This is a genomic window from Streptomyces sp. NPDC052225, assembly GCF_040679615.1.
In the GTDB taxonomy this organism is placed as follows: domain Bacteria; phylum Actinomycetota; class Actinomycetes; order Streptomycetales; family Streptomycetaceae; genus Streptomyces.
In genome coordinates, this window is the sequence record NZ_JBFAVD010000017.1 from 44,625 (window position 1) to 60,074 (window position 15,450).

The 15,450-nt window shown below is 71.1% G+C and carries 12 protein-coding genes; 11 read left to right on the forward strand and 1 reads right to left on the reverse strand.

Annotation, left to right across the window (positions count from 1 at the left end; all coding sequences use genetic code 11):
- Positions 1–13 precede the first annotated feature (13 nt).
- Positions 14–808: an SDR family oxidoreductase gene (locus AB0L37_RS23865; protein WP_365508890.1), complete on the reverse strand. Its 795-nt coding sequence runs from the start codon at positions 806–808 to the stop codon at positions 14–16.
- Positions 809–918: 110 nt separating this feature from the next.
- On the opposite strand from AB0L37_RS23865, the gene AB0L37_RS23870 reads away from it, so the two are divergent.
- The 11 genes from AB0L37_RS23870 to AB0L37_RS23920 all read left to right on the forward strand — a co-directional run bounded on the left by AB0L37_RS23870 (position 919) and on the right by AB0L37_RS23920 (position 15,348).
- Positions 919–1,440, forward strand: coding sequence for a helix-turn-helix domain-containing protein (locus AB0L37_RS23870; RefSeq protein WP_365508893.1), 522 nt, complete (start codon positions 919–921; stop codon positions 1,438–1,440).
- Between the two features lie 61 nt (positions 1,441–1,501).
- Positions 1,502–2,692 (forward strand): DNA alkylation repair protein, encoded by a 1,191-nt coding sequence (locus AB0L37_RS23875; protein ID WP_365508896.1) that lies wholly within the window; start codon positions 1,502–1,504, stop codon positions 2,690–2,692.
- 283 nt (positions 2,693–2,975) lie between these two features.
- A complete protein-coding gene (locus AB0L37_RS23880) occupies positions 2,976–3,647 on the forward strand; it encodes a GntR family transcriptional regulator (RefSeq protein ID WP_365508899.1) in 672 nt (223 codons plus the stop codon).
- Positions 3,644–4,591 carry a dihydrodipicolinate synthase family protein gene (locus AB0L37_RS23885; protein WP_365508902.1) on the forward strand — a complete coding sequence of 316 codons (948 nt, stop codon included), beginning with the start codon at positions 3,644–3,646 and terminating at the stop codon, positions 4,589–4,591. The genes AB0L37_RS23880 and AB0L37_RS23885 overlap by 4 nt, the downstream gene beginning before the upstream one ends.
- A complete protein-coding gene (gene araD / locus AB0L37_RS23890; RefSeq protein WP_365508905.1) occupies positions 4,588–6,324 on the forward strand; it encodes an L-arabinonate dehydratase in 1,737 nt (578 codons plus the stop codon). Before AB0L37_RS23885 ends, araD begins: the two co-directional genes overlap by 4 nt.
- A gap of 59 nt (positions 6,325–6,383) precedes the next feature.
- Positions 6,384–7,331: a sugar ABC transporter permease gene (locus AB0L37_RS23895; protein WP_365508908.1), complete on the forward strand. Its 948-nt coding sequence runs from the start codon at positions 6,384–6,386 to the stop codon at positions 7,329–7,331.
- Between the two features lie 20 nt (positions 7,332–7,351).
- Entirely contained in the window at positions 7,352–8,254 is a 903-nt protein-coding gene (locus tag AB0L37_RS23900; protein ID WP_365508911.1) for a carbohydrate ABC transporter permease, read from the forward strand.
- 5 nt (positions 8,255–8,259) lie between these two features.
- Complete coding sequence (locus tag AB0L37_RS23905) at positions 8,260–9,582, forward strand: pectate lyase (protein WP_365508913.1); 1,323 nt, start codon at positions 8,260–8,262, stop codon at positions 9,580–9,582.
- Positions 9,579–11,795 (forward strand): DUF6807 family protein, encoded by a 2,217-nt coding sequence (locus AB0L37_RS23910; RefSeq protein WP_365508916.1) that lies wholly within the window; start codon positions 9,579–9,581, stop codon positions 11,793–11,795. The genes AB0L37_RS23905 and AB0L37_RS23910 overlap by 4 nt, the downstream gene beginning before the upstream one ends.
- Positions 11,792–13,339: a family 43 glycosylhydrolase gene (locus AB0L37_RS23915; RefSeq protein WP_365508919.1), complete on the forward strand. Its 1,548-nt coding sequence runs from the start codon at positions 11,792–11,794 to the stop codon at positions 13,337–13,339. Before AB0L37_RS23910 ends, AB0L37_RS23915 begins: the two co-directional genes overlap by 4 nt.
- Before the next feature lie 32 nt (positions 13,340–13,371).
- Positions 13,372–15,348, forward strand: a complete 1,977-nt coding sequence (locus AB0L37_RS23920; protein WP_365508922.1) for a pectinesterase family protein — start codon at positions 13,372–13,374, stop codon at positions 15,346–15,348.
- Positions 15,349–15,450: the final 102 nt, after the last annotated feature.

The following is a 15,450-nucleotide window of genomic DNA, read 5'->3' on the forward strand; positions in this document are numbered from 1 at the left end:
GGGGGTTCGGGGATCAGACGGTGGGGACGGTGCCGCCGTCGATGACGTGCTCGGCGCCGACGATGGCGGAGGCGCGGTCGGACACGAGGAAGGCGACGAGTTCGGCAACTTCCTCGGGGTGGGCGGGGCGGCCCAGCGGGATTCCGCCGAGGGAGTCCATGAGCTGCTTCAGGGCCGCTTCGAGGGTGGTGCCGGCGTTCTCCGCGATGCGGGCGACGAGCTGGTCGGCGGCGGTGGTCCGGACGAAGCCGGGACTGACGGAGTTGATCCGGATGCCGAGCGGAGCGACCTCGTTGGCCAGGCCCTTGCTGTAGGTGGTCAGTGCGGCCTTGGCGGCGGCGTAGGCGAGGGTGCCGTCCCAGAGCGGCATGCGGCGCTGGATCGAGGAGACGTGCACGATGGCGCCCCGTCCGGCTTCGGTCATGGCGGGCAGCAGGCCGCGGTCGAGGCGGACGGCGGCGAGGAGGTTGACGTTGAGCTCGTTGGCCCAGTCGTCCTCGGTCAGGGCCGCGTATCCGCCCGAGGGGGCGTTGGAGCCGCCCACGTTGTTGACCAGGATGTCGACGCCGCCGAGGCGGCGGAGGGCCTCGTCGACCACCCTGGCAGCCCCTTCGGGAGCCGCCAGGTCCGCGGTGATGATGTCCGAGGCGGCCATGTCGTCCGGGCGGCTGCGCGCGGTGACCAGCACGGTGGCGCCGGCCTGGGACAGGCGCCGGGCGACGGCCGCGCCGACGCCTTTCGTGCCGCCGGTGACCAGGGCGCGGCGGCCCTTCAGGGAGTCGCCGGTTTCGCGGAGGGGGGTGGCCATGATGTCTTCCGTTCCCGGGTGCGGACCGAAGAGGGGGCGCACCTGTCGTTACTGCTAGAATAGAAGTGAGTAACTTCGACATTAGCAGTAACTCTGCGGAGGTGGTCAACTTGGCGAGCCGGATCAGGGCGGAAGACTTCGAATGCCCGCTGTCCACGACCGTGCAGCACGTCGGCGAATGGTGGACGCTGCTGCTCCTCCACGACGCCTTCGACGGGTACACCCGCTTCGACCAGTTCCAGGAGAACCTCGGCATCTCCACCAGCATGCTCACCGCACGCCTCAAGACGCTGGTCGCGGACGGCCTGCTGGAGCGCCGTCCCTACCAGACCAATCCCGTCCGCAACGAGTACGTCCTGACCGACCTGGGACGCTCCCTGCGCCCCGTGATCATCACGTTGGCGGCGTGGGGCAACTCCCGCCTCACCCCCGAGCAGCGCAGCATGATCCTCATCGACACCACGAGCGGCGAAGAGGTGGAACCCGTGGTCGTCGATGCCACGACGGGCCGCCGCCTCGACGACAGCCGTGCCTACGTGTTCGCCGCCGGCCCTGCCGCCAGCCCCGCCATGCGGGCCCGCTACCCCCGCAGCGGTGAGACCACCGCCGACGAACCCGCCCGCACCAGCTGACGCACACGCCACCCCGCCGCGCGAGCCGCACCCGCTCGACACGCCCGTCCCCGGAGGATCCGTGCCCACCGCCGACGAACTGATCAGCCCCGACAGCATCCGCGGTCTGACGGCCGTCCTGCGCCGTACGTCCCCCACCGCCTCCCGCTGGCGCACCGTGGCCGGCAGCGCGGCAACCCTCGGCCCGCTCTCCCTCAGCCGGCGGGCCCGTGCGGTCGGCGAGGCCCTCCTGGCCGACATCGGCCACGACTACACCCGGCTCGCCCATGCGACGCGCGCGGCCCTCACCAGCGACGACCTCACCGGCTGGATGGTCTGGCCGCTCACCGAGGCCGTCGCCGCCGCGGCCACCACGTCCTCCACCGACGCGGACTTCGACGACGGCCTCGACCTCCTCGCCCGGCTCACGCCCCGCCTCACCGCGGAATTCGCGCTGCGCACCTTCCTCGACGCCGACCTGCCCAGAACGCTCGCCACCGCAGCAGCCTGGACCGCATCTCCCGACCCCGCGGTGCGCCGGCTGGCGAGCGAGGGCACCCGCCCCAAACTCCCCTGGGCCCGCCAGGTTCCCGAGCTGACCCGCAACCCCGCCGCCACCCTCCCCCTGCTGGACCGGCTGCACACCGACACCTCCGACACCGTGCGTCGCTCGGTCGCCAACCACCTCAACGACATCTCCCGCCTCGACCCCGATCTCGCCACCGCCCAGGCCGCCCGCTGGGCGAACGGCGCCGCACCGACCAGCCCCGCGCTGATCCGCCACGCCATGCGCACCCTCGTCAAACAGGGCAACCCCGCGGCGCTGGACCTGGTCGGCTTCCACGGCGGCCGCGCCGACCTCACGGTGGAGGGCCCCCTCCTGGAGCGAACCGGCGTCCTCCTGGGTGGCACCCTCGACTTCACCGCCCGCGTCACCAACATCTCGGACAAGCCGGTCACCCTGGCCATCGACTACGTCGTCCACCATCTGAAGGCCAACGGCAAGCAGGCCCCCAAGGTCTTCAAACTCGCCAAGCGCGCCCTGTCCCCCGGCGAGACGACCGAGCTGCGGCGCGGCCACTCCTTCCGTCCCATCAGCACACGCCGCTACTACCCGGGCGCCCACGCCATCCAGCTCCAGGTCAACGGCCACCCCTACGACAAGGTGGCCTTCGCACTCGACTCCGATCAGGTCGCGGTCGACGTCGTCGAGGAAGAAGAACCGAGCGGCCCAGCCGGTGTGCCGGCCGGCCATGAGCGTTCTCGCCCATAACCGCTGTACCGACGTTCCCCGAGGCCGGCCTCACCACGCCCCCTCGCCCCGCATCCGTGCGGGACGAGGGGGCTTTCGTTCGACCGGTCGCACATGAACCGCCAACTCGCGGGCGGATCAACGGACTTCCATGGACTTCTTTTGTCGGAAGCGTTGACGAAACATGCCGGTGCTTCTAGCTTCAACGCGTCGTACTTCGTACGTCATATATGAGACGCGATACGAGATACGCCAGACACAAGACATCAGACGCCAGACACCAGACGCCAGATATGAGGCGCGCATGACCTCTGTGCCCACGCCGATCCCCTCCCGTACCCAGTACGTCCAGGAGGAGATCAAGCACCGCATCCTGACCGGCCAGTTGAGGCCGGGACAGGCCCTGGTGGAGACCGACCTCGCCGCGCAGTTCGGCGTCTCCAAGACACCGGTGCGCGAGGCGCTCAAGACCCTGGCCGGGACCGGACTCGTCGTGATGAACCAGTACAAGGGCGTCACGGTGCGCATGGTCGACGCGGACATGGCGCGCGAGGTCTACGACGTGCGCCTGCTCCTGGAGCCGGAGGCACTGCGCCGCACCGTGCGCCGCAGCGCCTCCCTCGACGTCGCGAGCGAAGCGCTTCAACGCGCCGCCACCGCGACCGACACCGCCCAACGCTCCCTCGCCAACCGGGAGTTCCACCGCGCCCTCTACGTGCCGTGCGGCAACCCGCTGCTCGGCAAGATGCTCGACGAGGTCCGCGACCAGGCCGCCCTGGTCTCCGCGGTGGCCTGGGCCGCCGACCCGTCCTGGGAACGGGAGGCCGCCGAGCACCAGGAGATCCTGGAGCTCGCTCTCGCCGGTGACGCCCAGGGGGCCTCGCGCGCACTGCGCAACCACATCGCGTCGTTCGTACAGCGGGCCTTTCCCGAGATCTCGGAGGCCCTGGAAGAAATGGGTGAGCAGGACTCATGACAGCCCCCACGCCCCCCACACCCGCAGCGCACTCCGCGGCGGTCTCCTTCGAGTCGCAGCGGGCCGCGCTCGCCGACGTCGTCGCGATCCCGGTGACCCCGTTCGCCGAGGACGGCTCCGTCGACGAGGCGACACTGCGCTCGCTGCTGCGCCGCATGCTCGACGGCGGCGTCCGCATTCTCACACCGAACGGCAACACCGGCGAGTTCTACGCCCTCAGCCCCCAGGAGCGCCGTCTCGTCACCGAGGTCACGCTCGACGAGGCGGGGGAGCGGGCCGCGATCCTGGTCGGCGTCGGCCACGACCTGCCGACCGCGATCGACACCGCGCGCCACGCCCGCGAGAGCGGCGCGCACATGGTGATGGTGCACCAGCCCGTGCACCCGTACGTCTCTGAGGACGGCTGGGTCGACTACCACCGCGCGATCGCCGACGCCGTCCCGGAGCTGGGCGTGGTGCCCTACATCAAGAACGCGGCGCTGCCCGGCGCCCGGCTCGCCGAACTCGGCGCCGCCTGTCCGAACGTGATCGGCGTGAAGTACGCCGTCGCCGACGCCGCGCGCTTCGCCGCCTTCGCCCGGGACGCGGGCCTCGACCGGTTCGTCTGGGTCGCCGGGCTCGCCGAGCCGTACGCGCCCTCGTACTTCTCGGCCGGCGCCACCGGCTTCACCTCCGGGCTCGTCAACGTCGAACCGGGTATCTCGCTGTCCATGATCGAAGCGCTTCGATCCGGCGACTACCCGGCCGCCATGAAGGTCTGGGAGCAGATCCGCCGCTTCGAGGAGCTGCGCGGCGCGGACGCCTCCGCCAACAACGTCACCGTCGTCAAGGAGGCCCTCGCCTCCCTCGGCCTGTGCCGCCGCGAAGTCCGCCCGCCCAGCAAGGAGTTGCCGCAGGCGGAGCGCGCCGAGGTCGCGGAGATAGCCGCCGGGTGGTCGATATGACGGCCCGTCGCAGACTCGCCCCCGAGGAGCTGCGCTCCCACCTCTGGTACGGCGTCGAGGGCGCCCTGCGCACCTGGTCGCACAACGCCCGGATGCGCCAACTCGGCTACGAGGACGAGGAGTACCGGGGCCGCCCGGTGATCGCCGTCCTCAACACCTGGTCCGACATCAACCCCTGCCACGTCCACCTGCGCGAGCGCGCCGAGGCGGTCAAGCGGGGCGTGTGGCAGGCGGGGGGCTTCCCGCTCGAGTTCCCCGTCTCCACGCTCTCGGAGACGTACCAGAAGCCGACCCCGATGCTCTACCGCAACCTCCTCGCCATGGAGACGGAGGAGCTGCTGCGCTCCTACCCCGTGGACGCGGCGGTGCTGCTCGGCGGCTGCGACAAGTCGACGCCGGCGCTGCTCATGGGCGCCACGTCCGCCGACGTGCCGTCGCTCTTCGTGCCCGCGGGGCCGATGCTGCCCGGGCACTGGCGCGGCGAGACCCTGGGCTCCGGCACCGACATGTGGAAGTACTGGGACGAGCACCGCGCGGGCAATCTGACGGACTGTGAACTGCGGGAGCTGCAGGGCGGGTTGGCGCGTTCACCCGGTCACTGCATGACCATGGGAACCGCGTCGACGATGACCGCGGCGGCCGAGGCCCTCGGCATGACGCTGCCCGGTGCCTCCTCCGTCCCGGCCGTCGACTCGGCGCACGAGCGGATGGCCGCCGCCTCCGGGCGCCGCGCCGTCGAACTCGCCTGGACCGCGCTCAAGCCGTCCGAGATCCTCACCCCCGACGCCTTCGAGGACGCCGTCACCACGGTCCTCGGGCTCGGCGGCTCCACCAACGCCGTCATCCACCTGATCGCGATGGCCGGGCGGGCCCAAGTGCCCCTGTCCCTCGACGACTTCGACCGCATCGCCCGCACGGTCCCCGTGCTCGCGAACGTACGGCCGGGCGGACGGACGTACCTGATGGAGGACTTCTACTTCGCCGGCGGGCTGCCCGCCTTCCTCTCCCGGATCACCGACCTGCTCCACCTGGAGCGGCCCACGGTGAACGGCACCCTCGGCGAGCAGATCGGGTCCGCCGTCGTCCACGACGACGACGTGATCCGGCCGCGCGAGAACCCGGTCGCGGCCGAGGGTGGCGTCGCCGTCCTGCGCGGCAACCTCTGCCCCGACGGCGCCGTCATCAAGCACATCGCCGCCGAGCAGCACCTGCTCAAGCACACCGGCCCCGCCGTCGTCTTCGACGACTACAAGACGATGCAACGCACCATCAACGACCCGGAGTTGGGCATCACCGCCGACACCGTCCTGGTGCTGCGCGGCTCCGGACCCAAGGGCGGGCCCGGCATGCCCGAGTACGGCATGCTGCCCATCCCCGACCACCTGCTCAAGCAGGGGGTGCGCGACATGGTCAGGATCTCCGACGCCCGGATGAGCGGCACGAGTTACGGGGCGTGCGTGCTGCACGTGGCCCCCGAGTCGCACGTCGGCGGGCCCCTCGCCCTGGTGCGCACCGGCGACACCATCACGCTCGACGTCGCCGCCCGCACCCTCCGACTCAACGTGGACGACGCGGAGTTGGAGCTGCGGCGGAGCGCGTGGACGGCGCCTCCCGAGCGGTTCGAGCGCGGGTACGGGGCGCTCTACAACGAACAGATCACCCAGGCCGACACCGGCTGCGACTTCGAGTTCCTCGCACGACCGGGCAAGGCCGCCGACCCGTACGCGAGCTGACCACCAGGGCGCCGGCGCGTACCGGCTCCGCCCCACCCCGTACGAACGGAGAGCCGACCATGGCAACGACCACCGCCGTGGCCACAGCACCAAGGCCCGAGGGACCGCCGACGCCGCGCAAGCGCCGCTCGGCCACACCGAAGAAGCTGCCCTACCTGCTCATCGCGCCGGCCGGGCTCCTCATGCTCGGCTTCATCGCGTACCCCGTCCTGAACGTCTTCTACACGGCGTTCCAGCACGAGAACCCGACCAAGCCCTGGCGGGCGGGGTTCGCCGGCTGGGACAACTTCACCCGCATCTTCACCGAGGACGACCAGTTCTGGACCGCGCTGGTCTTCAGCGGCAAGTGGGTCGTCGTCGAGGTCGGCCTCCAACTCCTCTTCGGCCTCGCGCTCGCCCTCATCGTCAACCAGACGTTCGTCGGCCGCGCCCTGTCCCGCGCCATGGTCTTCTCGCCGTGGGCCGTCTCCGGCGTCCTCACCAGCGCCATCTGGGTGCTGCTCTACAACTCCCAGACGGGCATCACCCGTTACCTCGCGGACATGGGCCTCGCCGAGTACGGCTCCAGCTGGCTCTCCGACCCGAACACCGTCTTCTCCGCGGCCGTCGTCGCGGACCTGTGGCGCGGCGTCCCCTTCTTCGCGATCCTCATCCTCGCCGATTTGCAGACCGTCTCGAAGGACCTGTACGAGGCCGCCGAGGTCGACGGCGCCTCGCGCCTCCAGCAGTTCTTCCACATCACGCTGCCGCACCTGAAGGACGCGATCATCCTCGCCACGCTGCTGCGCATGGTGTGGGAGTTCAACAACGTCGACCTGCTCTACACCCTCACCGGCGGCGGACCCGCGGGGCAGACCACCACACTCCCGCTGTACATCGCCAACATCTCCGTCGACGCACACGACTTCGGCTACGCGTCGGCCCTGACCACCGTGGCCTTCGTGATCCTCCTCTTCTGCTCGATCATCTACCTCCGGCTCAGCAAGTTCGGGGGCGACGACAAGTGACCACCGCCCAGGAGGCACCCGTGGCCGTCACCGACAAGCCGCAGGCCGCGCACGCCGGCACCACCACAGGCTCCGGCGGCGCTCCCGCCGGGAACCGCAGGACCCGCCGCGCCTGGGACGAGGCGCCCCGCTGGCAGATCTACCTGCCGCTCGGCGTCTACCTCGTCTTCACGATCGTCCCGTTCTACTGGATGGTCCTGTTCGCCCTGCGGCCCGCGGGCGCCACCGGAATGCTGCCGTGGCCGATCACCTTCGACCACTTCGAGAAGGTGTGGACCGAGCGAAGCTTCGGCGTCTTCTTCCAGAACAGCCTCATCGTCGGCGTCGTCACGCTCTTCATGACGACCCTCGTCTCGCTGGCCGGCGGCTACGCCCTCGCCCGCTTCAACTTCAAGATCAAGCGGGGCTTCATGCTCGCCCTGCTCTGCTCCCAGTTCGTGCCCGGCGCGCTGCTGCTCGTCCCGCTGTTCAAGGTGTTCGCCGGCATCCAGATGATCAACTCGCTCGGCAGCGTGATCATCGCGGAGACCGTCTTCCAGCTGCCGCTGTCGATGATCCTGCTCAGCAACTTCATCAAGAACGTGCCGTACACCCTCGAAGAGGCCGCCTGGGTCGACGGCTGCGGACGCTTCCGCGCCTTCTGCGCGATCGTCCTGCCGATGCTCCGCCCCGGCCTCGTCGCCGTCGGCTCCTTCGCCTTCGTGCACAGCTGGAACCACTTCCTGTTCGCCCTGATGTTCCTGTCCAAGCAGGACCTCCAGACGATCCCGGTCGGCCTGAACACCCTGCTGTCCGCCGACTCCGTGGACCTCGGGGCGCTCGCCGCCGGCGGTGTCATCGCCGCGCTGCCCGTCGTGATCGTGTTCGCGTTCATCCAGAAGTACCTCGTCACGGGCTTCAGCGCCGGGGCGGTGAAGGGATGAGACCCATGACCCTCGTACGCAACCGACCTCTCCATGTCGCCCTCGCCTGCGGCCTGTTGGCGCTCGGGCTCGGCGCCTCCACCTCGGCGGGCGCGCAGGGCCGCGACATCAGCCGTGACGTCCTGGCCGCCGGTGACGGCTGGGCCGCGGCCGACGGCGGCACCACCGGCGGCGCCGCGGCCGACGACGCCCACGTCTTCACCGTCACCACCCGCGCCGAACTGGCCCGCGCCCTCGACGGCGGCTCCCCGACCCCGAAGATCATCAAGGTCGCGGGGACCATCGACGGCAACGAGACCGACGACGGCGACCACCTGTCCTGCGCCGACTACGCCACCGACGGCTACGACCTCAAGAAGTACCTGGCCGCCTACGACCCCCGCACCTGGGGCGGTGCCAAGCCCTCCGGACCGCAGGAGGACGCGCGCGCCGCGTCCGCCGCCCGCCAGGCGGAGCGGGTCGTGCTGCCCGTCGGCTCCAACACCACGATCGTCGGCCTGGGTTCGGGCGCCGTCCTCAAGGGCGCCTCCCTCCAGGTGAAGAACGCCGACAACGTCATCGTCCGCAACCTCGACCTGCGCGACGCCTACGACTGCTTCCCCGTCTGGTCGCCCAACACCGGCGGCCTCGGCGACTGGAAGACCGCCTACGACACCCTGTGGCTGAACGGCTCCACCCACGTCTGGGTCGACCACATCACCGCCTCCGACCGGGGCCACCTCGACGAGGACGAGCCGACCTACTTCGGCCGCAACTACCTGCGCCATGACGGCCTCCTCGACATCACGAGCGGCTCCGACCTGGTCACCGTCTCCTGGAGCCGGTTCGCCGACCACGACAAGGCGATGCTCATCGGCAACGGCGACGGGGTCACCGGCGACCGCGACAAGCTCCGCGTCACCCTGCACCACAACTCCTTCGAGTCCGTCGTCCAGCGCGCCCCGCGCGTCCGCTTCGGCCAGGTCCACGTCTACAACAACCGGTACGTCGTGCCGAAGGACCAGGCCGACTACCGCTACAGCATCGGCGTCTCCACCGAGTCGCAGATCTACGCCCAGAACAACGCGTTCACCACACCCGGCTACGTGGAGGCCGCCGACCTCGTCAAGAGCTGGAACGGCACCGCGCTGCACGACGAGGGCAGCCGCTTCAACGGCTTCCCCGTCGACCTGCTGCCGATCTACAACGCGTACAACTCCGGCAGCGAGCGCGACCTGACCGGCGACGTCGGCTGGACCCCGGCGCCGGAGCTGCACGGCCCGATCAGCAGCGCGGCACAGGCCGACCAGGACGTGGCGCGCGGCGCGGGGGCGGGGAGGATCCGGTGAGCGCATCCGGCACCACCCCCGTCCCGGTCGTCCTCGCCGGCGCGCGCGGACACGGCCGCTGGCACCTGGACAACCTGCGGCGCCTCGCCGGCACGGGCCGCATCACGCTCGCCGGCGTGTGCGAACTGAAGCCGCTGACGGACGAGGAGCTGAACGGCTTCACCGGCGTCGCCCAGTCCGCCGACTTCGGCGCGCTGCTCGACGCGACCGGTGCCCGCGTCGCGATCGTCTGCACCCCCATCCCCACCCACACCGACCTGGCCCTGACCGCGGCGGCCCGCGGTGTGCACCTGCTCCTGGAGAAGCCACCCGCCCCGTCGTACGCGGAGTACCGGCGGATGGCGGACGGCGTGGCCGCGGCCGGCATCGCCTGCCAGGTCGGCTTCCAGTCGCTCGGCTCGCATGCCGTGCCCCATATACGTGATCTCGTACGGGACGGCCTCATCGGGGAGCCGCTCGGTATCGGCGCCGCCGGGGCCTGGTCGCGCGACGAGTCCTACTACCGGCGCGCCCCCTGGGCCGGGCGCCGCCGCTACGACGACGGCAGCGACGTCCTCGACGGCGTTCTCACCAACCCCCTCGCGCACGCCGTCGCCACCGCCCTCGCCCTCGACGGGGCGACCGGCGCCGACGACCTCGCCGACATCCGCACCGAACTCTTCCGCGCCAACGCCATCGAGGCCGACGACACCTCGTACGTCGCACTCACCACGCGCCGCGGCTCCCGGATCACCGTCGCCGCGACGCTGTGCGCCGAGCGCCCCGACGAGCCGTACGTCATCGTGCACGGCAGCCGCGGGCGGATCACCTTCTGGTACAAGCAGGACCGCGTCCTCGTGCAGCGCGCCGGACACGGCCCGGAGGAGACCGTGCACGGACGCACGGACCTCCTGGAGAACCTTCTCGACCACCTCGCCACCGACGGAGCGACCCCGCTCCTGGTCACCCCGGCCGCGACGGGCGCGTTCATGCGGGTCGTCGAAGCGATTCGACGCGCCCCCGACCCGCGGCCGCTGCCCGCCGAGGCGTGGACCGCGCTGCCCGTCCCCGCCGACGGCGGCGACGGCACCCTGCGCCGCGTCGTGCACGGCATCGACGGACTCGTCGCCGCCAGCGCCGACACCCTCACCGGCTACACCGAGCTCGGAGCGTCCTGGGCCCGGCCGGCGCCTGTCGTCGAACTCCCGGCTGCCTCACGACAGCTGGCAGGCGCTTTCGCCGCACCGGGCGTCAGGCCGAGTGCATCCGGTACGAGGCCTTGCACCCGGCACGCCGAGAGCGCGCACCAGACGCCGCGAGGCCGCCCTCCGGGCGACGGCCGGAGCTTGACGACAGGCAGCCCCAGGACTGGAGGCCACAACGTGAACCGCCTCGCCACCGCACCCCTGACCCTGAGCTGCGCGGGCCGCCCCGTCGCCCGCTACGAGATCCTCGCGGACGTCGACACCAGGCTGTCGCCGCGCCCGTATCTGCACCCGGTCGCGACCCTGGCCGGCACCCCGGTCACCGAGTTCGCCCCCGCCGACCACCCGCACCACCTCGGCGTGAGCGTCGCCGTGCCGGACGTCGCCGGGTTCAACTTCTGGGGCGGGCGCACCTACGTCCGCGACCGGGGGCCCACCGAACTCGACAACCACGGCGAGCAGCGGCACCGCGAGTTCAAGCTGTGCGACCCGGACGGGTTCGTCGAGGACCTCGACTGGATCGCCGACGGACGGCTCCTGCTGCGCGAGCGCCGCACCGTGGCCGCGACCCAACTGGCCGACGACGCCTGGTCGTTGGACCTCACCTTCACGCTCACCAACCCGGCGGGCGAGGAGCTGACCATCGGCAGCCCGGCCACCAACGGCCGCCCCGGCGCCGCCTACGGCGGGTTCTTCTGGCGCGCCCCCAAGGAAGCCGCCGCGCCCGACGTGTTCACGGCCGACAGAGAGGGCGAGGCCGCGGTGCACGGTCGCACCGCGGACTGGCTCGCGATGGCGGGGGAGACCTGGACCCTCGTCTTCGCGGGCGCCACCGTCGAGACCCGCCGCGACCCCTGGTTCGTGCGCACCGGCGAATACCCGGGCGTCGGCTCCTCCCTCGCCTGCGCGGACCGGCTGGCGATCGGCCCCGGCGACACCGCCGTGCGCCGGCTCGTCACAGTCGTCGCCGACGGCCGGCTCGACCGGGCCCGCGCCGCAACCCTCGTCCGCAAGGCGGTGACCGCATGACCCCGTACGAACCGACCGGAGATCTGGGAAACGGCACCTACCGCAACCCCGTCCTCGCCGCCGACTGGTCCGACCCCGACGTGGTCCGCGTCGGCGACGACTACTACCTCACCGCGTCCAGCTTCGGCCGGGTGCCGGGCCTGCCGCTGCTGCACTCCCGCGACCTCGTCAACTGGACGCTGATCGGGCACGCCCTGGACCGCCTGGAACCCGCCGAGGCGTTCGCGACCCCGCGCCACGACTGCGGCGTGTGGGCGCCGTCGATCCGCCACCACGACGGCCGCTTCTGGATCTTCTGGGGCGACCCCGACCACGGCGTCTACCAGATCAACTCGCCCTCGATCAGGGGCCCCTGGACGCAGCCGCACCTCATCAAGGCGGGCAAGGGCCTCATCGACGCCTGCCCGCTGTGGGACGAGGAGAGCGGCGAGGCGTACCTCGTGCACGCCTGGGCCCGTTCCCGCTCCGGCATCAAGAACCGGCTCACCGGACACCGGATGAGCGCCGACGGCCGTGAACTCCTCGACGAGGGACGGCTGTTGATCGACGGGGACCGCATCCCCGGCTGGTTCACCCTCGAAGGGCCCAAGCTGTACCGGCACGACGGCTGGTTCTGGATCCTCGCCCCCGCCGGAAGCGTGGAGAGCGGCTGGCAGGGCGCGTTCCGCTCCCGCTCGTTCTTCGGCCCGTACGAGGAACGCGTCGTCCTCGAACAGGGCGACACCGACGTCAACGGCCCCCACCAGGGCGGCTGGGTGCGCACGCCCGCCGGTGAGGACTGGTTCCTGCACTTCCAGCAGCGCGGCCCGTACGGGCGCGTCGTCCACCTGCAACCCATGCGCTGGGACGCCGCGGGCTGGCCGGTGATGGGCGACGACGGTGCCCCGGTGCACGTACACGCCAAGCCCGCGCTGCCGCCGCAGCCGGTCACCGCCCCCGCCACCGACGACGACTTCCCCGGCGGCCGGTACGGCAGGCAGTGGCAGTGGACCGCCAACCCCCGTGACGGCTGGGCGAGTTCGCACAGCGGGGACGGGCTCCGGCTTGCCTGCGTCCGCTCCGCCGACGGGGTCCGCGACCTGCGCCGCGTCCCGCACCTGCTCACCCAGCGGCTGCCGCTGCTGCCCTCCCGCGTCGAGGTCGGCCTCCGGCTCACCAGCACAACCCCCGGCGCCAGGGCGGGGCTCGCCGTCCTCGGCGACGCGTACTCCTGGGTCGGCCTGGAGCGCGGCACGGACGGCAGCGCCCACCTGGTGCACCGCTTCGCCGAGCTCACCGCAGAGCAGGAACGCGACGCGGCCCACCCGCGCGAGGCGCCCCACGGGACGGCGCGGCTGCGCGTCGACATCGCCGACGGAGCGCGCTGCCGGTTCTTCGTCGACACCGGCGACGGCAGCGGCTTCCGGCCCTCGGGGCAGGTGTTCACGGCGCTGCCGTGGCGCTGGGTCGGCGCCCTGCTCGGACTGTTCGCGGCCGCGCCGACCGGCGAGTCGCAGGCCGGCACCGCCCTGTTCACGCACTTCCGGATCAGCCCGGACAACTGACCGCAACCGCACGCCTGTTGGGAGCCGCAACGATGCACCTCCACCGCAACAAGCGCCACAGAAAGCGCGCCGCACTCGCCGCACTCGCCGCCACCGTCGGGCTCGGGATCGCCGCGCCGGTCCCGGCCGCGCACGCCGCCGAACCCCAGCCGGCCGCAGCCGGGCCCGACCGCCTCTCCGACACCCCGCACGGCTTCGCCTCCCTCGCGGGCGGCACGACCGGCGGGGCGGGCGGCAAGGTCGTCACCGTCACCACCCAGGCCGACCTGGAGAAGTACGCGGCTGCGCCGGAGCCGTACATCATCCGCGTCGCCGCCTCGATCAAGGCCGAGCCGTTCGGCGCCAACGTCGTCGTCGCCTCGGACAAGACGATCGTCGGCGTCGGCACGCAGGGCGAACTCGTCCAGGGCGAGTTCCATCTCAACCCCGGCACGCACAACGTGATCATCCGGAACCTGACGATCAGGGACTCCGCGATCGCGGGCAACTGGGACTGCAAGGACACCGACTTCGACGGCATCCAGATGGACACGTCCCACCACGTGTGGGTCGACCACAACCGCTTCTCGAACATCTGTGACGGCCAGCTCGACGTCCGCAAGGACAGCGACTACATCACCGTCTCCGACAACCGCTTCGAGAACAACAACAAGACGTTCGGCCTCGGCTGGACCACGAACGTCGTCACGAAGATCACCATCGACCACAACTGGTTCCGCAACACCAAACAGCGCAACCCCTCGGTCGACAACGCCGCGAACGCCCACCTCTACAACAACTACCTGACGGCCCAGCAGGACCCCGGCGACCCCGTGTGGACGTACGGGAACTGGTCCCGCGGCAAGACCAAAATGGTCATCGAGAACAGCTACTACGACAGCGTGCAGCACCCCTACCAGGCCGACGCCACGGCCGAGTTGGTGCAGCGCGGCTCCATCCTGAAGAACACCACGGGACGTACCGACGCCTGGGGTGCGGCCTTCGACCCGCGGGACTTCTACGCGTACCGCCTGGACCCGGCGGCCGCCGTTCCCGCGCTGGTCAAGAAGTTCTCCGGGCCGCAGCGGACGATCGGTACGAGCACGACGCTGCACGTGCCCGGCGACTACCCGACCGTGCAGGCGGCCGTCGACGCCGTGCCGGACGGCAACGACGGGCGGGTCACCGTGGCCGTCGCCCCGGGCACGTACCGCGAGAAGGTCCACATTCCCGCGTCGAAGCCGAAAATTGATCTGCGCGGGACTGGACACGACCGCTCCGACACCGTCATCGTCTTCGACACACCGGCCGCGTACGGCGGCTCCACGGGGAGCGCCACGGTCCGGATCGCCGCGAACGACGTGACGGCGCGCCACCTCACCTTCAGCAACGACTTCGACGAGGCGGCGCACGAGCTCAGCGGCGAGCAGGCCCTCGCCATGAAGACGACCGGCGACCGCATCGTCTTCGAGGACACGGCCTTCCTGGGCAACCAGGACACCCTGATGACCGACAGCCCCAAGCTGAACCAGATCGCGCGCGTCTATGTCCGGGACTCGTACATCGAAGGCGACGTCGACTTCATCTACGGCCGCGCCACCACGGTGATCGAGGACTCCGTCATCAAGGCGCTCAGCCGCGGCTCGGACACCAACAACGGCTACATCACGGCCGCTTCGACCTGGAAGGAGAACCCGTACGGCTTCCTGATCACCGACTCCCGCATCATCAGCGACGCGCCCGCCGGATCCTTCCACCTCGGCCGGCCCTGGCACCCCGGCGGTGACCCCGACGCCGTCGCCCAGGTCCTGATCCGCGACACCGAACTGCCCGCCGCGATCAAGGCGTCGCCGTGGACCGACATGAGCGGCTTCTCCTGGCGCGACGCCCGCTTCACCGAGTACCGCACCTTCGGCCCCGGGGCCGGCGTCACCGCCGACCGGCCGCAGATGAGCGACGCGGACGCGGCCGGCCACACCGTCGCCGACTACCTGCGCGGCACCGACGGCTGGGCCCCGCAGCGCCACTGACACGCGCACGCCCCCCATTTCTTCTCGTGCACCCAGTGCTTCTCGTACACCCCCACGTCTTCTCGTACCTCCCCATCACACCGAGCAACAGAGAGCCGACCA

Coding starts and splice junctions, on each gene's coding strand:
- AB0L37_RS23865 (WP_365508890.1), bottom strand. CDS start 808: ATGGCCACCCCCCTCCGCGAAACCGGCGACTCCCTGAAGGGCCGCCGC.
- AB0L37_RS23880 (WP_365508899.1), top strand. CDS start 2,976: ATGACCTCTGTGCCCACGCCGATCCCCTCCCGTACCCAGTACGTCCAG.
- AB0L37_RS23885 (WP_365508902.1), top strand. CDS start 3,644: ATGACAGCCCCCACGCCCCCCACACCCGCAGCGCACTCCGCGGCGGTC.
- araD (WP_365508905.1), top strand. CDS start 4,588: ATGACGGCCCGTCGCAGACTCGCCCCCGAGGAGCTGCGCTCCCACCTC.
- AB0L37_RS23895 (WP_365508908.1), top strand. CDS start 6,384: ATGGCAACGACCACCGCCGTGGCCACAGCACCAAGGCCCGAGGGACCG.
- AB0L37_RS23905 (WP_365508913.1), top strand. CDS start 8,260: ATGACCCTCGTACGCAACCGACCTCTCCATGTCGCCCTCGCCTGCGGC.
- AB0L37_RS23915 (WP_365508919.1), top strand. CDS start 11,792: ATGACCCCGTACGAACCGACCGGAGATCTGGGAAACGGCACCTACCGC.
- AB0L37_RS23920 (WP_365508922.1), top strand. CDS start 13,372: ATGCACCTCCACCGCAACAAGCGCCACAGAAAGCGCGCCGCACTCGCC.